This is a genomic window from Paenibacillus elgii NBRC 100335 (genome assembly GCF_004000865.1).
In the GTDB taxonomy this organism is placed as follows: domain Bacteria; phylum Bacillota; class Bacilli; order Paenibacillales; family NBRC-103111; genus Paenibacillus_G; species Paenibacillus_G elgii.
In genome coordinates this window covers 68,767-89,903 of record NZ_BIMB01000007.1, presented here as the reverse complement: position 1 = coordinate 89,903, position 21,137 = coordinate 68,767, and the positions used below count along the sequence as shown (strand labels likewise).

14 protein-coding genes and 1 pseudogene are annotated in these 21,137 nt (G+C 53.5%); 8 read left to right on the top strand and 7 right to left on the bottom strand.

Going from position 1 to position 21,137, the window contains the following annotated elements:
- Positions 1–29 precede the first annotated feature (29 nt).
- From PEL01S_RS07520 to PEL01S_RS07510, 3 genes are all read right to left on the bottom strand, one after another.
- Complete coding sequence (locus PEL01S_RS07520; protein WP_127459879.1) at positions 30–842, bottom strand: MerR family transcriptional regulator; 813 nt, start codon at positions 840–842, stop codon at positions 30–32.
- A gap of 35 nt (positions 843–877) precedes the next feature.
- Positions 878–4,030 carry a hybrid sensor histidine kinase/response regulator gene (locus PEL01S_RS07515; RefSeq protein WP_371860685.1) on the bottom strand — a complete coding sequence of 1,051 codons (3,153 nt, stop codon included), beginning with the start codon at positions 4,028–4,030 and terminating at the stop codon, positions 878–880.
- Between the two features lie 116 nt (positions 4,031–4,146).
- Positions 4,147–5,259: an alpha/beta fold hydrolase gene (locus PEL01S_RS07510; RefSeq protein ID WP_127459878.1), complete on the bottom strand. Its 1,113-nt coding sequence runs from the start codon at positions 5,257–5,259 to the stop codon at positions 4,147–4,149.
- Between the two features lie 146 nt (positions 5,260–5,405).
- Here PEL01S_RS07510 and PEL01S_RS07505 point away from each other — a divergent pair, with 146 nt between their 5' ends.
- The gene (locus PEL01S_RS07505; RefSeq protein WP_127459877.1) at positions 5,406–5,978 is read left to right on the top strand and encodes a TetR/AcrR family transcriptional regulator; all 573 of its coding nucleotides are present in this window, start codon (positions 5,406–5,408) and stop codon (positions 5,976–5,978) included.
- 83 nt (positions 5,979–6,061) lie between these two features.
- The gene (locus PEL01S_RS07500; RefSeq protein ID WP_127459876.1) at positions 6,062–10,168 is read left to right on the top strand and encodes a fibronectin type III domain-containing protein; all 4,107 of its coding nucleotides are present in this window, start codon (positions 6,062–6,064) and stop codon (positions 10,166–10,168) included.
- Between the two features lie 66 nt (positions 10,169–10,234).
- Here PEL01S_RS07500 and PEL01S_RS07495 read toward each other — a convergent pair.
- Positions 10,235–11,275 (bottom strand): annotated as a pseudogene (locus tag PEL01S_RS07495) (serine hydrolase domain-containing protein); the annotation flags it as partial.
- Positions 11,276–11,704: 429 nt separating this feature from the next.
- Here PEL01S_RS07495 and PEL01S_RS07490 point away from each other — a divergent pair.
- Entirely contained in the window at positions 11,705–13,498 is a 1,794-nt protein-coding gene (locus tag PEL01S_RS07490) for a helix-turn-helix transcriptional regulator (RefSeq protein ID WP_127459874.1), read from the top strand.
- Between the two features lie 107 nt (positions 13,499–13,605).
- Here the strand turns inward: PEL01S_RS07490 and PEL01S_RS07485 are convergent, their stop codons facing one another.
- A complete protein-coding gene (locus PEL01S_RS07485) occupies positions 13,606–15,249 on the bottom strand; it encodes a glycoside hydrolase family 19 protein (RefSeq protein ID WP_127459873.1) in 1,644 nt (547 codons plus the stop codon).
- Positions 15,250–15,600: 351 nt separating this feature from the next.
- On the opposite strand from PEL01S_RS07485, the gene PEL01S_RS07480 reads away from it, so the two are divergent.
- The 4 genes from PEL01S_RS07480 to PEL01S_RS07465 all read left to right on the top strand — a co-directional run bounded on the left by PEL01S_RS07480 (position 15,601) and on the right by PEL01S_RS07465 (position 18,197).
- Positions 15,601–16,032: a YciI family protein gene (locus tag PEL01S_RS07480; RefSeq protein ID WP_063182750.1), complete on the top strand. Its 432-nt coding sequence runs from the start codon at positions 15,601–15,603 to the stop codon at positions 16,030–16,032.
- Positions 16,029–17,303 carry an RNA polymerase sigma factor gene (locus PEL01S_RS07475; RefSeq protein WP_127459872.1) on the top strand — a complete coding sequence of 425 codons (1,275 nt, stop codon included), beginning with the start codon at positions 16,029–16,031 and terminating at the stop codon, positions 17,301–17,303. The genes PEL01S_RS07480 and PEL01S_RS07475 overlap by 4 nt, the downstream gene beginning before the upstream one ends.
- Positions 17,304–17,439: 136 nt before the next feature.
- Positions 17,440–17,841 carry a VOC family protein gene (locus PEL01S_RS07470; protein WP_127459871.1) on the top strand — a complete coding sequence of 134 codons (402 nt, stop codon included), beginning with the start codon at positions 17,440–17,442 and terminating at the stop codon, positions 17,839–17,841.
- A 14-nt stretch (positions 17,842–17,855) separates the two neighbouring features.
- Positions 17,856–18,197: a DUF1801 domain-containing protein gene (locus PEL01S_RS07465; RefSeq protein WP_127459870.1), complete on the top strand. Its 342-nt coding sequence runs from the start codon at positions 17,856–17,858 to the stop codon at positions 18,195–18,197.
- 301 nt (positions 18,198–18,498) lie between these two features.
- Here the strand turns inward: PEL01S_RS07465 and PEL01S_RS07460 are convergent, their stop codons facing one another.
- Positions 18,499–19,263: a phytanoyl-CoA dioxygenase family protein gene (locus PEL01S_RS07460; protein ID WP_127459869.1), complete on the bottom strand. Its 765-nt coding sequence runs from the start codon at positions 19,261–19,263 to the stop codon at positions 18,499–18,501.
- A gap of 133 nt (positions 19,264–19,396) precedes the next feature.
- Here PEL01S_RS07460 and PEL01S_RS07455 point away from each other — a divergent pair, with 133 nt between their 5' ends.
- Positions 19,397–20,290 (top strand): AraC family transcriptional regulator, encoded by an 894-nt coding sequence (locus PEL01S_RS07455; protein ID WP_163768316.1) that lies wholly within the window; start codon positions 19,397–19,399, stop codon positions 20,288–20,290.
- 24 nt (positions 20,291–20,314) lie between these two features.
- Here the strand turns inward: PEL01S_RS07455 and PEL01S_RS07450 are convergent, their stop codons facing one another.
- The gene (locus PEL01S_RS07450; protein ID WP_127459867.1) at positions 20,315–21,064 is read right to left on the bottom strand and encodes an SDR family oxidoreductase; all 750 of its coding nucleotides are present in this window, start codon (positions 21,062–21,064) and stop codon (positions 20,315–20,317) included.
- Positions 21,065–21,137 lie beyond the last annotated feature (73 nt).

The following is a 21,137-nucleotide window of genomic DNA, read 5'->3' as shown; positions in this document are numbered from 1 at the left end:
CCCATGCCGCAGCTTGACGGGCAGAGAGCTTAAGGCTTCACCGGGATGTACAAATCGATTTGGGTACGATCATCTTCCGGCCCGGTAAACCGTTCGTCGTATACTTCGAGGTCCATGCCTTGCGCTGGCTCCAGACTGTGCAGGGGCAGCCACTTGCTGTAAATTGATTCCATCGTCTCTCCGAGACGGCTCAGACTGTCGGTGTGAGTAAACACGGCATAGGTTTGTTCCGGCACCGTAAATGTCATCATGCCGTTCGGAATGTGCTCTCCCGTCGTCTCATAGCCGGCAATATACGAGAAATCTCCGTTCGGACCGGGGATGCAGACGCCATACGAGACGTCCGGCTGCAATTTCCCCTGAATCTCATCCTCCCGCGGTACGAATCGGTCCCACATTTGGGGAATGCCGCCTTCGCTGGTTTTGTTGTTCCACTCCATCCCGACAACGGTAAAAGCGGCTTTCTTCACCAGCTTCGGTTCCATGTTCGTTCCTCCCGTAATGGAAATATAGTCGACCATGCGCTGAACCGCAGCCAGAAGCTTTTGTTGGCGCCCAATTTCGTCACGAATGCCGTCTGCATGCTCCAAGAGGATCGGCTTCAGCTTTTCGGCATCCCCCAGCGTCCCGTTTCGTTTGAGCTCGCGTATGATCTCGATACTGAGCCCCATAGAGCGCAGAAACAAAATTCGGCGCAGCTCGGGCAACTGCTCGGGCGAGTAGAAGCGATATTGGTTTTCCTCGCCGACTTTGACGGGCGTGAACAAGCCGACGGCATCATAGTGCCTGAGCGTTTTGGCGGACACGTTAAAAATGCGCGCCAGTTGCCCAACGGTAAGCATGGCGGATTCTCCTTTCTCACTGGTCTGATCCCATCCTACAAGATTGCCGCAGGGGCAAGGTCAAGACTTTTGTTCCTATTGTCCGGAATGACAAAGGACACGGTGGTTCCTTCGTTCAGCTTGCTGCGAATAGACAAGCCTTGACCGTACAATTGCGTCAGACGCCGGTTCGTATTGGAAAGACCGATTCCGCGTCTGCTTTTTCCCGTCGGATTCAATAGCTGCTCGGCCTTGTCCGGCTCCATGCCCTTGCCGTCATCCGCGACTTCAATATGGATGCCCCCCTCCTGTCGGGCAATCCGGATACGAAGCGTCCCGCCTTTGTGTTGACTGAGAAGCCCGTGCTTGACGGCGTTTTCGACCAATGGCTGGATCGAGAGCGGGGGGAGAAGCAAGTCGATGCGCGGGTCAACCTCCCACAAGACCGACAGCCTGCTGCCGAACCGCTCTTGTTCAACAAACAAGTAGGCTTCCACAAGCTCCAGCTCGTGGGATAGCTCTACAAGCTTTCCTGTATTGAGAAAATCAAAGCTGATCCGCAAATAGGATGCAAACGCATCGCCGAGCTGGCGCATTTTTTCCGTATCGATCTCACTCAGCGCCATAATGGAATTCAGCGTATTGAACAGAAAATGAGGATGAATTTGCGCCTGCAGATAGGCGGCTTCCATACGCAAACGTTCTTGGATGGACTGCTTCAGCGTGATCAATGCCCGAATCCGGTATTGCAGCTCCAGCGCGTCGACCGGCTTGGTCACGTAGTCGTTGGCTCCCGACTTGAAGCCGGTATAGATGTCGGCAGGCTGGCTGCGTGCGGTCAGCAGCAGCACCGGAAGCTCGGATAAGGAGTACTGCTCCCTTACCTTCTGCGTCAACTCGTAGCCGGACATCTGCGGCATCATGACATCGGCAATCAACAGATCCCATTGCTGCGTATCCAGCAGCTCCAGCACCTCGCGGGCAGAATGAGCGGTCGTGATGCGGTACGGCTCCGACGAAAGGATGCCGACAAGCACATTCAAGTTGACGGGATCGTCATCCACGGCCAGAATGTGCGCCTTCCCGTCATCTCCAAGCGGCGGGACAAGTACGGAAGCGGCCATTTCGCTGATGGAGGTATCCGAAGCCATCGCCCCGGCGCACACGTCTTCCATTGCTTCCGCGATCAGTGGAGGTGGAAGCGGACTTTGCGGCAGCGACGGGAGATGCAGCGCGTTAGCTAACGGCAGGTTAAAGCTGAACACGGAGCCCTTCCCAAGCTCGGAGTGGACGGTCAACGCGCCGCCGTGCAATTCGACCAACTGCTTGCATATGCTTAACCCAAGTCCGATGCCACGCCCATCGCTTATGCCGTAAGATCCTTGTTCGTAAGGGAGAAAGACCCTCGCTTGGGTCCCCTCGTCTATGCCGACCCCGGTGTCGGAGATATGGATCACGGCGTGCCCTTCCCGGGTCTCGGCGGACACGGAGATGGTTCCTTCCTCCGTGTATTTGAGTGCGTTATGGACCAGATTGTACATAATTTGCACGAGTCTTTTCTCATCGGCCATGACTGGCGGCATTGATTCCGAGATGTCCATACGCAGCCGGACAGGCTTGCCCTCAAGCATATATTGAAGCATGCCGATCACACCGGGCACGACGGATTGAATGTGCAGAGGTTCTTGCTGCAGCACGATGCGGTGCTCTTGGAGCCGTGCGACATCGAGAAGATCGCCGAGCATATGCGACATGCGGCGGCTGATGGTAATCAGCAGCTCCATGTCTTTCAGGCTGCGCTCGTTCAGCTTCGCTTGCTCTTTGGTCACCACGCTCTGCGCGATATTGATAATGCCGTGCAGAGGCGTTCTCAGCTCGTGCGACGTATTGGCGAGAAACTGATCCTTCAGCTTGTCGGCCTTCCTTAATTGATCGTTGAGGGCGGCGTTTTCTCTGGCGTTGCGGAAATATTGTTTAAACCAGTAGGCCGAAAAACCGATAATCGCCGCAATAATATCGATCGGATAGTAAACGGGAGTATAGGAGCTCCTCAGGCTCCAGAGAAAACTCGACATAATACCGACCGCGGACATCACTAAAAAGACGCCGTCGTTGACGGCTTTTTTCCCGAAGAGCATGGTTCCTGCCGTATAGGCAAACCAAGTGAAGGGGAGCAAGTAGAAGCAAGCAAATATCCCCAAGTCAACCGATCCATTCACCCACGACGCATTGGCAGCGAACAGAAATCCCGTATAAGCAAGGAGCGCCGCGGTGAGTACCCGCAAGCCGACACTCTTCGGAGGAGCCGCAGAGAACCTTCGAAAGAGTAGAAGCATGAAATACGAATGCCATAGGAGGGCGATCAATCGGATCTTCAGCGCCCATGTATAGTTGATCGGCAGCCATAGCAAGAGCAGGTTATCATGACCGGTCGTAATGGCAATTCCGGTTGCCAGCGTCAACAGAAAGACAATGACTAACGTCCGTTCATGCGGGTTAAACGTATAAAGGATAAAGGCATACATCCCGTGAAGCATCAGAACGATAAACGTAACCAATTGAAACCCGATGGAATACCAGCGCGTGTAGTCGATCGCCGCCTGAGAGCCAAAGTAGATGGGGCGCAGGATGCCGCCGTTATAAGGATCGTCGAAATTCGCCACCCGGATAAGCAATTCAAGCTCTGTGGCCCCCAGTGATTCGTAGGAGGCCGTGTAGGAGACGTTTTCGGGCGTATACTCCTTCGCATGTTCGGCAGGCTTTCCGATATTGGGATTAACCTGCTCGTTGATTTCCACACCGGATGAGGCCTGTATGCCCCGCAACCAAAAAGCGACAGGCTGCTTCAGCGGGTCGACCAGAATGCGCAGCCGATACGTTCCGTACCCATACGAGTGATCCGAGCCATTCGTCAGCTGGCTGCTCCAATCTCCCGGAACCTGAATCGGGCGAAGTTCGTCTTCCGCCAAAGCTGCGTCCCGGCGATAAGCTAATTTTCCAGGGTAGAACTGCCACTCGCCATCCAAGGAGATGGTAGGGGATTGATCCAAGTCCACACCGCGTAAATCGAGCACGCCATGGACGGGTCGGGGGTGCTCCAAGGTGGGGAAAATTTCGGTCCAAGTCCAGCGCAGGCCGAGGAGAATGCCGAGAAATAATATAATAGTCGCTATATACTTGGGTGTGGTGTTATTTTTCATTTGCATCATACGAAGAAGTTCGACGGAATCGGGGCTTATTCCTTTCGTTTAACTTGCAGCTTGGATAATTAAAAAAGCAGGTTAGGAGTAGTTCCTAACCTGCTGGGAAATTAACGAAGCTAGACTTACAGAAACTTTTTCATTTCGTTAAAAGCCAGATGACGATGACCGGCTTGGCAGTGCTGCTCACCGCCGGTTTCTCTGGTAAAGACCTTTGTCGTAATGGACGCCGCATTGCACAGCTCTTGCTGGATTTGCGGCAGACGGCTGATCGGAACGTACTGATCCTCCTCTCCGGCCAGCAGCAATACATCCTGGTTGATCAACGGGCCGAGTCCGGCCATCGTATGCTTCTCGAAATTTTTGAGCAAGCCGAACGGGGTGGTCTCGCCTGTATTTTCCATGCCTTTTGTGATTTTCCAGTTTAGATCGAGATTTGAGGCCATCATGCTGTAGAACATGGCATTGATCTGGTCGGCATTATTGGCAGCCAACAGGGAGGACAGCTTGTTCCAGACATCGTCCGGCATCCTTATTTTCAGTCCATCGAAGGCGCAGTAGAAAATATTGAAGGCGATCACTTTGTCAATCCGTTTCTCAAAAGCGGCCGCGCGCATCGCGAAATAACCGCCCCAGGAGGCCCCCAGTACGCTGACACGGTTAAGCTTGAAATAGTCAATGACGGCGGCAACCGGCTTTTCCCAATTCGGAATGAATTTCAAGCCGTTTTTGAGCGCCGTGCCTTGTCCCGGTCCGTCGAAGACAATAATATGATAGTCGATCCCTCTTATGAATTTCATCATCTTGAGCATTTCTTCCATGTAGGAATCGTAGCCGGCGAAGACGAGCAAGGTTTTCTTGGCGCCCGGCGACATTAATCTCACCGCAGGAAGATACGAATCCTCATAAGGGATCTGATAGGATTCATAATCGAAATCACGAAAGCCTTGGTAGAAGGACTCGCGGAACTTATGATACATCTTCTCTTTGTTCGGATCAGACGGGGCCACATAAAATTCGGCGGCCTGATAATAAACGGAAGCAAGATCGTAATCCTGCCGTTCTTCCCGCATGATTGCGTAATCCAGCCAGGCTTGATACCAGCTCTCCGCATCCTTTAATCTTGGGATGATCCCTTGCAAATCCTGATTAGCCCGTTCATCTTCCTGATAGAAGTCATTCAAGAAACGGTTGATTTGCAAATTGAATTGCTCGTTATCAACATAGGATGTAAACATCGTTATCCCTCCTTGATTGGGTTACAAACCTTATAGTAGAGGGCCCGGCCTGGTCTAACCATAAGCAAAAAAGTTCAAGAAGTACGAAATCGGACGATAGGCATACCCGTGGTTCGAAAAGCGACTTTCAGAGAGGAATGGACGAGATGGAAGAAGACGTTCGAGTGTATAAAACCAAAAAAAGCATTTCCGAAGCGTTCGTCCAGCTGCTGCACGAAAAAGACTTCAGTCACATTACGGTAAAGGACATTTGTACCCGTTCATTGACCAGCAAATCGACTTTTTACAGTCACTTTCTCGATAAATACGACCTGCTGGAAAAGCTGGTGAAGAAGCATGTCGACACGTTCGAAAGAGAAATTGCGCGGCGCTTCGAATCCATGAAGCAAGGCCATGTGGGGGAAGTCATTGAAACGATGATAGATCAAGCGGCAGTCCATAAAAGGGAGATTGGCGCACTGCTGAACGTACACGTGTCCGCAGCGGATTTGCGTGTGGAATTTGAAGCGATTTTATACGATGCCTGCTTCGCTTTTCTGGACAAGGAACCGGCTGAGCTCACCGTTTCGATTGACTATTTAGCGCAGCTGTACGCGGCCAATGCCATGGCACTGCTTCACTGGACCTTACAAAACGGCAAGGATGCGAGCGCCATAGCTTTGGCCGACAGCATGCAGCGGTTTATTTTTGATCAGGTTCGGCGGAGTCATGGATTGTGAGCTTGAGAGAATTTTGAGAGAAGCGTCTGATACGATGCAGGGGGGTATACATATGAGGTAAGCTTCGGAGGAGGAAAGGACAAGTGACGAATCGGAGGTATTTCCATTCATTTGCAGGGAAGTGGTGGGTATGGGGCATCGTATTCATGATGGTCTCTGTAACCTTATTCACTTATCCCGCGAATGCGGCTGAACAATGGAGTCAATACGCCAAAATAGGCAGGGGCAGCAATGATACTGTCGGAGCGTTCTCGAGACCGAGCGGCTTGACGGTAGATAGCAGCGGGAATTTGTATGTCGCCGATAAGAGTAACAATCGTATCCAGAAGCTGACCGCAGCTACAGGCATGTGGAGTGAATGGGGGAAGGGCTCCGGAGCATTCGGAACCCGCTTGGGCGAGTTTGCCAATCCAACAAGTGTGGCGTTAGACCGCAGCGGGAACGTCTATGTGGCCGATACGGGGAACCATCGTGTCCAGAAGCTGATGGCAGCCACCGGGGTGTGGAGTGAGTGGAAGCGCAGTGATGGAAGAGCGGGAAGCAGCTTGGGCGAGTTTAACAATCCGAGCGGCGTTGCTATGGATAGCCGCGGGAATGTCTACGTGGCCGATACCGGTAACCATCGCATCCAGAAGCTGACGGCAGCTACAGGCGTATGGAGCGAATGGAAGAAGAACGGGGGAGGAGCGGGAACCGGCCTTGGGGAATTTAACGGTCCGGCCCGCGTGTCGGTAGACAGCAGCGATAATATCTACGTGGCCGATACGGGCAACCATCGCATCCAGAAGCTGATGGCAGCTACAGGCGTATGGAGCGAGTGCGGCGGAGGGGCAGGAACCGGTCCTGGACAGTTTTCTTCTCCCTCCGAAGTGGCTGTGGATAGCAGCGGGAATGTCTACGTGGCCGATGCGGGTAACCATCGCATCCAAAAGCTGACGATCGCTACAGGGGCGTGGAGCGAGTGGAAGCGCAGCGGCGGAGGTTCGGGAAGCGTTTTGGGCGAGTTCAATAATCCCAAAGGCGTAGCGGTGGACGGCAGCGGCAATGTCTACGTGGCTGATTCCAATAATGAGCGCGTCCAGAGGTTGGATATTTCATCGAATTCATGGAGTGAGTGGATATACATCGGAGGGGTTGTTGGAAAAGGCCTGGGTGAGTTCAAATATCCAAACGGCGTGGCGGTGGATAGCGGCGGTAACGTCTACGTAGCCGATTTCGGCAACCATCGCATCCAGAAGCTGGAAGTAGCGACAGGCGCATGGAGCGAGTGGAAAAAGAGCAGCGGCAGGGAAGGAAGCGCCCTGGGAGAGTTCGACGGTCCGACCGATGTTGCTGTGGACAGCAGGGGGAATGTCTATGTGTCCGATTTTTATAACCACCGCGTTCAGAAGCTGACGGTAGCAACAGGCGTATGGAGTGAGTGGAAAAAGAGCGGCGGAGGGTCAGGAAGCGGCCTTGGACAGTTTAACTATCCTAGCGGTTTAGCGGCGGACAGCGACGGTAACGTCTACGTGGCCGATTCCAATAATAACCGCATCCAGAAGCTGACGGCGGCTACAGGCGTATGGAGCGAGTGGAAGAGGAGCGACGGAAAGTCCGGAAGCGGCCTCGGAGAGTTTGATTATCCCACCGATGTGGCGGTAGATCGCAGCGGGAATGTCTATGTGGCGGATATGAATAACCATCGCATCCAGAAGCTGACGGTAACTACAGGGATGTGGAGCGAATGGAAGAAGAGCGGTGGCGGCGCAGGAAACGGCCTGGGAGAGTTTGATGAGCCGTACCATTTGGCGGTAAATGGTGACGGGAATGTCTATGTGTCCGATTCCAATAATCATCGCATCCAAAAGCTGACCGCAACTACAGGGAAGTGGAGCGAGTGGAAGAGAAGGGGCGGCGGCGCAGGAGGCGGCTTAGGCGAGTTTTACAGTCCGTTAGGCGTAGCGGTGGACAGCAGTGGGAATGTCTACGTGGCCGATTCCAGCAATCATCGGGTGCAAAAGCTGGAAGGCGAGAACACTCCTCCGGACGCACCGACGAATGTAACGGCGGAGATAGCGAATGGCGAATCGCAAGCGACCATCAAGTTTACGGCGCCTGTTAGCGACGGAGGCAGCGCCATTACCGGCTATACCGTGACTTCGAGCCCGGGAGGGTTGACGGCTAGCGGCACAGGCAGTCCGATCACGGTGACCGGCTTAACGTACGGGACGGCGTATACGTTCACCGTCGTTGCGACGAACGGCGTGGGGAATTCTAAAGCTTCGCTGCCATCGAACAGCGTAACGCCTACGGCATCGACAGCGCCTGCTACGGTACCCGGCGCGCCGACGGCTGTAACGGCCGTAGTAGAGCACGGTCAATCGCAAGCGACCGTGACCTTTACCCCGCCTGCCAGCAACGGAGGCAGTACGATTACAGGTTACATCGTCACCGCAAGTCCGGGAGGCATGACGGCTGGTGGTACGGGTAGCCCGATTACGGTGACGGACTTGACATATGGCACGGCGTATACGTTCACCGTGGTTGCCATCAACGGCATAGGAAGCTCGGCCGCTTCGGTTCCATCCAATCGTGTGATGCTGACCGCGCCTGCGACCGTGCCGGGTGCACCAACGAACGTAAAAGCCGTTGCGGGCAACGGGGAAGCGACCGTGACCTTTACTCCGCCTGCCAGCCATGGGGGCAGTCCAATTGTAAGCTACACGGTCATTGCTAGTCCAGGCGGCAAAACGGCAACGGGTACGGGCAGCCCGATTACCGTGATCGGCTTAACGAATGGCGTAACCTATACGTTTACGGTAACTGCGACCAACAATATCGGCAGTGGCGATGCTTCCCACGTTTCCAACGCAGTAAGGCCGGAAGGCTCATCCGATAGCGGCAGCAGCGACAATACGCCGACCTCGGGAAGTACGTCTTCTCAGTCGGGGCCTTCGGCAGCATCGGAATCCGATAAAACGGGTGTCGTCGTTCTTGTGAACGGACAGTCGGTCAATGCAGGAACAGTAAAAGTAACGACTATCGATTCGCGGAAGGTAACAACCGTCACGCTTGACCGGAATAAGCTCGAAGAGAGGCTCGCCAAGGAAGGGAAATCCGCGGTAGTGACGGTACCGGTAAATACCGCATCCGATGTCGTCATCGCAGAGCTTAACGGGCAGATGGTTAGCAGAATGGAAGCGCAGCAAGCGGTATTGGAGATCAAAACGGATCGAGCGACTTACCGTATACCGGCCCGGCAGATCAACATCCAATCGCTCTCCAATCAGGTAGGCAGATCAGCAGCGCTGCAGGATATTAAGGTCCAGATTGAAATCGCCGTGCCTAAAATGCCGGTTCCAGCGCCTGAAGGAACGATTGCGATTGTCGCCCCGCCGCTTGATTTTACGGTAAGAGCTGTTTATAAGGACAAAACTGTGGAAGTGACCGAATTTCAAGTTTATGTCGAACGCACCATGGCCATTCCAGACGGCGTCGATTTTAACAAAATCACGACAGGAGTCGCGATAGAGACGGATGGCACGCTGCGTCATGTGCCGACGAAGGTCGTGCTGTCGAACGGCAAGTATTATGCCAAGATCAACAGTTTGACGAATAGCGTCTATTCCGTCATATGGCATCCGCTTGCCTTTAAAGACGTTGAGCGGCATTGGGCCCAGCAAGCCGTGAACGACATGGGATCGCGTCTGGTTGTGAGTGGCGTCAGCCAAGGCGCCTTCCATCCCGATCAAGATATTACGCGTGCGGAGTTTGCGGCTATCCTGATTCGCGGATTAGGGTTTAAAGCAAAAGAAGGGGCGCAGCCTTTCTCCGACGTTGAACGGAAGGATTGGTTCGCCGGTGCGGTTGGGACGGCATACGCGTACAACCTGATCGGCGGCTTCGAAGACGGCACCTTCCGTCCGAATGAGAAGATTACACGCGAACAAGCGATGACGATCATGGCAAGAGCGATGACGATTACAGGGCTTAGCGCGAAAACTTCCCCAACCTCGGAACCGTTGCTGAACTCCTTCGCTGACGCGGGGACGGTATCGGATTGGGCGAAGAGTGGAATTTCCGACGCCTTACAATCCGGTCTTCTTTCGGGACGGAGCAGCACGGAGCTGGCTCCGAAAGCCTTCATCACAAGAGCGGAAGTTGCAGTTATTGTTCAGCGGCTTCTTCAGAAGTCCGATCTGATTTGATAAGTTTACAGTTGCAAGAAGCCGGCATCGCATCCTCGAATGAAGGGCGCGATGCCGGTTCTTCACTTAGCGGCCAAATTCCTTATTGATTATTTTATCGTGAGCCGGCGCCACTTCCGGGCCTACCGAGTTGATGCACGTTACCACAATATGCTTCCCGTCTAGAGATCCGAAGGCTCTCGATTCAAATCCGAAAGTACCGCCGGCATGCCCCCAGTAGGATTGCCCGTCCGCTGTTTTAAATTCATAAATCCCTAGTCCGACTTTACCCATAGGTCCATCTACTGTTGTGTGCATCTGGTCCATCATCTCTTGAGTCAGAAGCTTCCCGCCCAACAGCGCACTGAAGAAGGTAGTCAAATCATCAACTGTTGAGACTATATCTCCGGCTGCATTTGCCCATGATTGATTCATTTCTGTTAAATCATACAAATGACCCGATCTGTCCATATTATATCCTGTGGCATGCTTACCCGGAATTTCGTGACTATTTCCCATCACAAATGTTCCTGTCATCCCAAGCGGTATGATGAACCGTTTCCTGATCTGCTCCGCATATGTTTCTCCTGTTACCTTCTGAATAATTTGACCGGCTAGTACCGTATTCATGTTGGAATAGTTCCAGCCCTCCCCTGGCGCAAATACAGGCGGCTTTGAAAGTCCCATGCGGATAAGGTCATCGACGGAATAGTAACGGTACGGATTTTGAGGCAAAGTAATATCTCGGAAATCCAAATCTGTATAGCTAGCAAGCCCACTTGTATGATTCAATAACTGACGAATCGTAATTTTGTTGCCGTCATACCCGTCACCTTTTATGACCCCCGGCAGCCATTTTTCGACCGAATCATCCAGATTCAATTTTTTCTCGTCAGCCAACTGCAATACAACGGAGGCGGTGAACGTCTTCGTGATGCTTCCAATACGGAATGAAAAATCGGACTCCACCGGACGTGGTACTTCGTAACTGGCTGTACCTGTAGCGTAAGACCAGCGTTTCCCGTCCTGCAGCCCGCCAGCGATGACACTTGGGACTCCTTCGGTGGTTACCACCTCATCCATGACGCGTTCGACTTCATCCCGATGCTTGCTTTTCTTTTCCTTCTCTGTGCTCAGTTGTACCGTGCCTTCAGTCTGTACCGCGTTTACAGATCCATAAGCAGGGAAGACCAGCGTACCCGCCAATATGGCTGTTAATGTAAGTGCAGTCCCTTTTTGAATGATGAATGATTTCATAACGCATCGCTCCTATTAGTTTGGAATGTTGTATTGCTTTACCCCCTAACCTTATCTCCGAGGTTGTTAAATTGGACAGTGATGAAACCGCCAAGCTTCTAAATGACATCGTACTTGGCCTGTCACATTTACCGTATGACAAACTGTCAACTGTCTTATGTGACGTGCTTGCTACGGTCACATTCTAAATGTTCCCTCCCCTCTGTCGCTTGACGAATCGGGAAGATATGGTGCATGATAGGTCTGAATTATCCAGAACTATTCTTACTTATAAAAAAAGCAAGCAGGTGTACATGATCCGTGTTATCCATACTAAAAAAATGGTTTTGGTATGATTGGGTGGTTCTTGCTATACGGACCACTTGGCTCGCCATTATCGTCATCTCCGGTTTCATCAACCCGTCACTGATCATAACGCCGTTATGGATTGTATGGATGTTTGCTCTCTTGGTTTATGTCATTCCGCTAATCGTTCAATATCGGAAAAGAAACTGGTATCTGGCAGTCGAAGTTTTATCTGCCGGATTTTTCCATTTGTATTTGGCGCATGCAGCGCCGGGATTGCTATGGTCTTTCGTTTTATTCGCGATAATTATCGGCTTGGCCAGCAGCCGGCGAACGTACGTATGGACGGGTATCCCTTGCGGCATCGTTTTTCCGGCATTGAACGGTCAGCTCGCCGATCGGCTCCCCTACGAGTTTATGTTTAGCTGCAGCTTTGGTTTCGCCATCGGCTTCGCGTTTAGTATATTGATTCAGTCCCACAAGCAAGCCCAAATCATTCAAGAGCAGAAGCAATTACTGGAGCGGCACATTACACAAATCGAGGAACTTACGCTGATGGAAGAGCGACATCGGCTGTCACATGAGCTGCATGACACGATTGGCCATGCGCTAACCTCGCTGATCGTCGGCGTTGAATCACTCCGCTCATCCGTACCCGCTGTACAGATCGAACGGATCGATTCCCTTGTCGGCATCGCACAGCGCAGTCTGAATGATATCCGAAACCATCTGCATCAGCTTTCTCATGGTCCGTTGAGCTATTCGTTAAGCGAATCGTTGCTGCAATTAACCGATGAATTTAGGAAGTCTACAGGGGTAACGGTCAGCTTCCGCGCGATCGGCAACGAGGCTCTTGTAATGCAGAAAATGAACTTTTGTTTATATCGCTGCCTGCAAGAATCGCTCACCAACGCGGTTCGTCACGGTCAAGCGAGTGCGGTATCCGTTCAGCTGCATTTCGATAGTCACCAGCTCCGGTTACAAATCGAAGACAACGGCATCGGCACGGATTCCATCCGGTTCGGATTCGGTCTAAATGGGATAAAGGAGCGACTTGAGCAACTTCACGGCACGTTGTCCGTTCATTCACAATTGGGACAAGGAACCGTCGTCATATGTAATATTCCTTTGCAGGCAGAGCCTCTGCATGGCCATATCCGTCTGCTGATTGTTGACGATCAGACGATCATTGCCGACAGCTTGCGGCATATTTTGGAGCAGGATGCTGATTTTATCGTCGTTGGTACGGCCGGTGACGGGCACGAGGCATTGGAACATTGCGAGCGATTCCGGCCGGATATCGTGCTCATGGATATTCGGATGCAGGGGATGAACGGACTGGAGGCCTTGCTTGAGATGAAGCAACGCTGGCCCGACATGAAGGTTGTGCTCATGACGACGTTTGAGGATTCCATACAGGCGGCAACCGCATTGGAGCACGGGGCGGAAGGCTATATGCTGAAGTCGATTCATCCGCGAGAGTTGACCGAAGCCTTGAAGCTCATCTATAGCGGAGGAACGTGGATCGATCAGTCGATCGCCACGCGCGTATTCGAGGAGATGAAGCGTCAGCGAGAGCAGCTGGAGAAGTACAGCATGCAGCAAGAAAATTATCCGTACGGGCTTACGAAACGGGAGATGGAGATTTTACAGCATCTGTCGGACGGACTGCGCTACAAGTCCATCGCCGCCAAGCTATTTTTATCGGAGGGGACGGTACGCAACTATTGCTCGACTCTCTACTCGAAGCTCGGTGTCAGTAACCGTGAAGAAGCCATTGAATTAGCGCGAGTGGAGAGTATCGTGTAAACGCCTGTTTCTGGCAATGGAGGGAAAGGCTTATAGAAGAGCGGAAGCCGTCGCAGTAGCGACGGCTCTTTTATATAGTACTCTGGCCTCTTGTGCGGGCGCGCGCGCTAGAACGGGTTCATGCCGAGCGTATTCAGCTTCTCGCCGGTAATGTCGACGCCCATTTTTGTCGTAATGTCGCGATAATGACCGACCCGGCGGCCGATTCGGTTGTCGGTTTCGTCTTTATTGCCCTCCAGATTGCCGTTGATGATCATGATCGTAATCCCGAAGCCCGGCGGAGTTAGCCCTTTGGCAATTTCCTCCGCTGAAGGCGTCCAATTGCCGACCATGACGTCGTGGGCCGACGGCTTCGGCGGCTGCGGGGTCATCCAGAACAGGATGGCGGTCATAAAGCCCAATTTACCGTCACTCGTGATGAGTTCAGGCTGTTGAAGCAGCGTGTTTTTATTCCCGTAGATAATGCCGCTGAACAAGCCGTAGTTGTAGTTCCAGCTCAGCTGGATCGGCCCGCGCCCATGATACGATTTGCCCGCAACCGGCGGGTAATCGGCATGCGTCTGCACGTAACCGATGTTGGTGCTGTTGATGTACGCCACTTCCTCGTTCCAGAACAAGCCCCAACGAAGCTCGCCGCCGGGCGCCGTCGCCCAGCCTCCGCCCGTTTCATGCGCAATATTGGCGAGGAAGGCCGCCAGCTCGCGCTTGCGGTTCACAGCAGAGCCTTCTTTGAGGAACGATCCGAAATCGACGGTTTTGGAGACGATCGGCACCGTCAAGTTCCACGAAGCGTTGAAATCGGCATTTTGATAGATGAGCGTTTCCGTCTTCGCCGCTTTGTCCAAGCGGAAGATGCGGTGGTTCCAAGTTGCTCCCTGCCGGTATTCGAGCTTGTACTTGATGTTCGCCACCTCGGATACAGCGGCAATCAGGTTGTTGTACGAATAATAGTCTCCTTGCCCCGGCTTGTAATACGGCTTGGAAGCGGCGAACGTATGCCATTCTGACGAGCCGATACGGATCGGGAACAGCGCTTCGTATTCTGCCTGCGGCAGTGCGCTCTGCACGGCGGCAACAGCATTGGCCGGCGAATATTGCGGATCGATGCCGCCCCAGATCGACGCAATTTGCGAATCGGTCAGGACGCGGCTTTGGCCGACGTTCAGACCGCCCAGCGACGTCTTTACTTTGATGCTGGAGCTTGCCGTCGTATTGTTAGCGCCATCCCTTGCGGCAACGTAATACGTGTATTCGGTATCCTGCTGGAGCCCTGTGTCGGTGTAGGTCAGCGTGGATGCGTTGGCCGAGGAGCCGACCTTCGTCCCGTTGCGGTAAATATCGTAGCCGGCCACGGCGATGTTGTCCGTAGCCGCAGTCCAAGTCAATGTGATCGTGTCCGCGGTCTGTCCTGCCGATGCAAGATTCGTCGGTGCCGTCGGCGGAGTAGCATCATTGCCACCGCCTGTGTCGGGTCCAACCAGCTGCCACGGCGAGCTTGACGGATCGCCTGTGCCCGGCGTATCGCCTTGCGTCCACCATTTGGCCCGATAGATCTTCCCGTTGTAGCTGACCTCATTGCCGGCCACGTACACTTGAGTGGCGACCCAAGGCGAGGCGGCTAAGGCCGCTTGCTGTCCGGCATCGGCGGAAACGATAGTTGTAACCGGTTCCAAAGGTGCGAGTGCCAACAAGGCGGACAGCGCGGCGACGCTTGCTTGCACCGCCTTCTTGCGGGTGAACTTAGGTTTCATAATTAACCTCCTATGACGATTGGATTAATTTCAATTTCTAGTATATTTGATCCAAAATCTATTATATATAGATATAATTTACTATTTATTTCGAAGATTCTCTCAAGTATCAGGCTCCGTCGACAAATGGGGTAGCCCTTCACACTTCAAGCGCCGATTTGATAGAATCAAAATGTAGTTTGCTTTAGTAAATATTACGTAGGGAGCATGTAGATGAACATTCGACCTTCTTTGAAAATATTTTTTTGGGGATGTGTCGATTGGGTCGGGATTCGTTCGTCGTGTAAATAGAAGCCAAATTCTAGAGGCCTAATTCAGGACTCTGAACCAAAAAAAGGAGGAGAATCACCCATGAGATTCATGATGATTGTAAAGGCAACGAAAGACTCCGAAGCAGGCGTTATGCCGAGCCAGGAGCTCGTTGATGCGATGATGAAGTATAACGAGGAATTGGTGAAGGCCGGCGTGCTGTTAGCCGCCGAAGGTCTTCACGCCAGCTCGAACGGGATTCGCATTTCCTACCCGGAGCCCGGCGGCAAGCCCAAGGTCGTCGACGGCCCGTTCACCGAGTCGAAGGAGCTGATCGCCGGATTCACGCTCATCGAGGTGAAGTCGAGGGAAGAGGCGATCGAGTGGGCGATGCGTATGCCGGACCCGCATGGCAATGGCGAGGGGGTCATTGAGCTGCGTCAGGTAATCGAGACGACGGAGTTGACCGAGGACCCGGATAACCTGGCTTTACACGCCATGATCCGCGAGCAGGGGAAGCCGGAGAGATCGTGAAGCCGTCCTCGATCCATCGCACGATCGATGCCATTTGGAGAATCGAATCGGCCAAAATCATCGCGGGGCTCGCACGGATGGTTCGTGACGTCGGGCTGGCCGAGGATCTCGCGCAGGACGCGCTCGTCATCGCGCTTGAGAAGTGGCCGGAGACGGGAATACCGGACAACCCGGGGGCATGGCTCATGACGACTGCGAAGCGCCGGGCGTTGGATATGCTGCGCAGGAAGCAATTGCTCGGGCGCAAGTACGAAGAGCTGGGCCGCGAGATGGAATCCCGGCACGAAGACGATTTCGATGCGGTGATGGACGGCGATGTCAGTGACGATCTATTGCGCTTGATCTTCACGACCTGCCATCCGGTGCTTTCGTCCGAGGCGCGCGTGACGCTCACGCTGCGGCTGCTGGGAGGACTGAGCACCGTAGAAATCGCACATGCGTTCTTCGTTCCGGAGCCAACTGTCGCCCAGCGGATCGTCCGGGCCAAGCGGACCCTTGCAGCCGCTCGCGTGCCCTTCGAGATGCCTGAGAGAAACGAGCTTAAGGCCCGTCTCCAGTCGGTGTACGAGGTCATTTACCTCATGTTCAATGAGGGCTATTCTGCGACTTCCGGGGAGAACTGGATTCGCCCGGTGCTCTGCGAGGAGGCGCTGCGCCTCGGACGGATTCTCGCGGAAATTGTCCCCGGAGAGTCGGAGGTTCACGGTCTGGTCGCGCTTATGGAAATTCAGTCTTCGCGGTTTAAGACGCGGGTAAGTCCAACAGGAGAGCCGATCCTGCTCATGGATCAAAACCGGGCGCTATGGGATCATCTCCTGATCCGCCGGGGGCTGGCCGCCTTGCAGCGCGCCGAGCGGATCGGCGGGATGCTTGGCCCGTACGCGCTGCAGGCCTCGATTGCGGCGTGCCATGCACGGGCCCGCACGCCGGAGGAGACCGACTGGGTGCGTATCTCAGCGCTGTATGAAGCGCTGTGTCAGGTCGCGCCATCCCCCGTCGTTGAACTGAACCGCGCCGTTGCGCTCTCGATGGCGTTTGGCCCGGAGGTAGGGCTGGAGATTGTCGATGCGCTGGCATCGGAGCCGTCGTTGAAAGGCTACCATCTAGTGCCGAGCGTTCGCGGCGATTTCTTGTTCAAGCTAGGCCGGTTCAAGGAAGCCTGCGAGGAGTTCAAGCGTGCCGCATCGCTGACCCATAACGCGCGCGAGCAGGCACTGCTTCTGGGGCGCGCCTCCGATTGTATCGCGGGTACGGAAGATGGCCGTCTTTAGAGGTGAAATTGCCTTTTTAAAAAAGTTTTTCGATCGTGTCGATTTCGTCGAATCCCGATCGTCGTATGAATAAAGGTCGGTTTTCAACGTTCCATTTTGAATCCCGGCATAACCAGTCACTGGAAGGATGTTGATTATGAAAGCCAACCTAACACCATTCATTTCTTCGGAGAATGCCAGAGCGCAAGCCGAATTTTATTTGCAGGCGCTTGGCGGGGAGATTCAATCCATGATCACCTTCGGTGAAATCCCCGGCACGCCGGAGGAGCATAAAGACAAAGTAATGTACATGGCGATGACAGTGGCCGGAGGAAATCCCTTGTTCATGTCCGACTCCTTCGGACCGGTAAGCAAGAACGGCGGAATCGCGATGGCGCTGTCGTTCGGCGATGAAGCCGAAGCGCGGGAAGCCTACGCCAATTTGGGAAAGGGCGGCACGGACAAATACCCGTTCGCTTTGCAACCTTGGGGCGCATATTACGGCGAGGTCGTTGACAAGTTCGGAGTCACTTGGCAGATTGTGAAGCAGGGACAATAAAGGAGGAAAACAGGATGAGTCAGGAAGTTATCGAATTTATTAACGCAATCAAAGAACCGTGGCAGGCGGAAATGTCTACGCGTCTCCGTGAGATGGTCCTTCAAACGCTACCGGACGTTCAAGAGCGTATCCAATACAAGAAGCCTCACTTCTTGAAAAACGGCAAGTACGCGGCCGTGATCTCGACATCGAAGGATGCGGTTAGCTTTACGATTTTCAATCCCGGCATGATTGAGTTCCCCGAAGCCCAGTTCGACGGCCCTCCCGAGAGAAAAACGATCAAGCTCCGCAGCGGACAAGCGGTGGATTACGATCAATTAGCATCGCTGTTGAGTCAAGCTTCCGCTTCTCTGTAAAGGCGTCGAGCAAAGAGGCTGTCCAGATGGGACAGCCCGGGCTTGTTGAGAAAGTGGTTTATGAACAGAATAGAGATACATACGGTGGTGGGGTATCCACTGGAGGAGCGATAGCGTTCGCCTTTGTCTGCGGGAAATATCCGCTGCTAAGCGGCCTCCAATAAAGATTTCCTGCAGACAAGAGCGACCGGAAGTGGATACCCCACCCCCTCGTACACCTCTATCACCTCAATTCGACCACTTTCTCGACACTCTGAGGCTGTCCAGATGAAGCCTCTTGGTTCTGCTTGCAAAAGCTAACCTAGTGAGCCCCTTTATACTCCTTGAATATCGGATTATGACCGCAAACCATAAGCCCCTGCCCCCAATTCACGTGAACTTCTTCCGTCGGCAAATCCTCGGGATCGCGATATTGGACCAGCACGTTCCTTCTCGGCCGTGTGCTTCGATTGACATCAGAGCCGTGAATCGTCAAGTAATTGAAGAACAGAACATCGCCCGCACTTGCCGGGCAAGGCGTACCCGACGAGATCGGATACTCTTTATGGTTCAGATAGTGGGCTCCTACGTGCGGCATCGGGCCGTTTTTATGCGTCCCGGGAATGACGCACAGACAGCCGTTTTCCATGTCGGAATCGTCCAGGTGGATACTTGCCGCGATCATCGAATGCTTCGCATGCGGGAAATACGGGTAATCCTGATGCATCGGGAATGCTGCGCCTTTTTCCGGGGGCTTGACCAGCATCTTCGAATGGTGGACTTGCACATTTGGGCCAATCAATCTGGATAGCACGGCCGCCATGTTAGGATGGCAGAGCGCCCGGGTAAATACCGCGTCATGATAATGCACATCGTGGAAGCCCTTTAATACGAGCTTCTTCAACTGCTCCGGCGGCAAATAATCGCCTTGCCACGTATCGCTTCGATCGAACTTCGATTTGGCCGCGCGGTCGATAATCGCATCCGTTGCGGTTCGCATCGCTTCTACTTCCTCGCTGTTGAATACGCCTTTCGCTAACAAATATCCGTTTTCATGATAAAAATCAATTTGCTCCTGGGTAATCATCCTGTAAGCCTCCCCCAAATTGATGGATCGCTATCCATGATGTTATTGTAGAGAGAAACCGGCTGGTTGTATTTGATCAAATCAGTCAAGTCATTGCACTTTTCGGACATCCATGCCAGGGGGGAGACGGATCATGTTCGACCATCCGCATAAAATTCAAGCCTATTTAAACGAAATCGTCCCGCGACTCCATGACCCGTCCGCCTCCTTCACCATCCATTATTGGGGAATCGATCCCGCTCATTTTGACAATCCCGTGCACCAACATTCCTTTTTTGAAATCTGCTATGTCCGGGAAGGAGAGGGGATGTACATGGACCGGGACGAGCTCTTTCCCCTGCACAAGGAGACGTTATTTTTATCGCGGCCTGGCATTCGCCACCAAATTCGCAGTAAGAAAGGCATGCTTCTCCTGTACGTCGCTTTCGAAGTTGACGAAGAGAATACGGACCCTGCCATTGTCCGGCAGTTTCGGCAGCTTGCGGTTGCCGATCGTATTTTGATCACCGATGCATATGCGAATCCGACGACGCTAATCTGGACCGCGCTTCTGAAGCATTTGCAAGATCCGGTCCCCATCACAGAGCACTACGTGAAGAGCGCTGCTCTGTCGCTATTATTCTCTTTCTGTTCCGCCTTTCAAGCGGAAGCTCCGTCTTCCGGCTTTGGCATTTCCGGTTATAAGCCAGCCGCCTATGCGTTGAATCGGGCGATCCGGTTCGTGAAAGACAATCTTTCGCATTCGATGACGTTAGCGGAAGTGGCCGATTATCTTCATCTTTCCAGCCGCCATTTGTCCCGGTTGTTTCAACAGGAGCTCGGAATGAGCTATATCCACTTCGTTCAACAAGAAAAAATTCGCAGAGCCGTGCATTTATTGAAGCACACCGACTTATCTTTGATCGAAATTGCGGAGAAATCCGGATTTTCAAGCATTCATTACTTCACAAGGTCATTTTCCCGGAAAATGGGAATGCCCCCCGGCAAATACCGGGAGGCCATGCATGAAAAGAAAGCTTCAGAATGATGGCGCGAGGCCGTACCCTATTCGTTACACCAATGTCGTACCACCGTCCACGACAACGATCTGACCGGTGGAATGTCTCTCGCGCATCAAATACAGGAACGCTTCCGCCGCGTCTTCCGGTTCGCCTATCCGGCCAAGCGGCAGGGATTTTCCAGCGGCTTCAAACATCGCGTTGCGGTCTGTTTCGGGAATGCCGCTCCACATCTCGGTGCGCATCAGCCCGAAGCAAACGGCGTTAACCCGAAGCGGGCTGAGCTCGACGGCAAGCGCTCTGGTCAGCGCTTCGACAGCGCCGCAGACGCTGCCTGCGACCGTGCAGCCCTTCTGCGGCCGGACGCCGGCCGTACCGGAAGTGAGCGTAATCGAGCCGCCTGGCCGGATATTCACGCTGCCGTATTTTGCGGCCATGAACGCGCCCCAGTAACGCAGGTTGAACATTTGACGCGCCGCGTCCATATCCACTTCGCCGAGATTGGCGAGCTGCAGCGGATCGCCGGCCGTGAACACCAGGTGATCGAATTCACCGATGCGGCTGAAAAAGTCGCGTACCTGCGCCTCGTTCATCAGATCGACCGCGTGCCCTTCGGCGCCTCGAGGCAGACGTGAGACCGCCGCGTCCACTTTCTCTTTACGGCTGGATACGACGACGACGGACGCTCCTTCGTGCGCTGCGGCTTCGGCTGTCGCAAATCCCATTCCGGACGTTCCTCCGAGGACGATGACCCGTTTTCCTTTTAATGTGCTTCGGCGTTCGTTTTGTTCCGGTTTTATCATAGGTTTTGATCTCCTTTGTTTTGGATTAGGGTATGGCAATGCCCGGGGTTTGCTGAATAGCTGTTGGTACGTC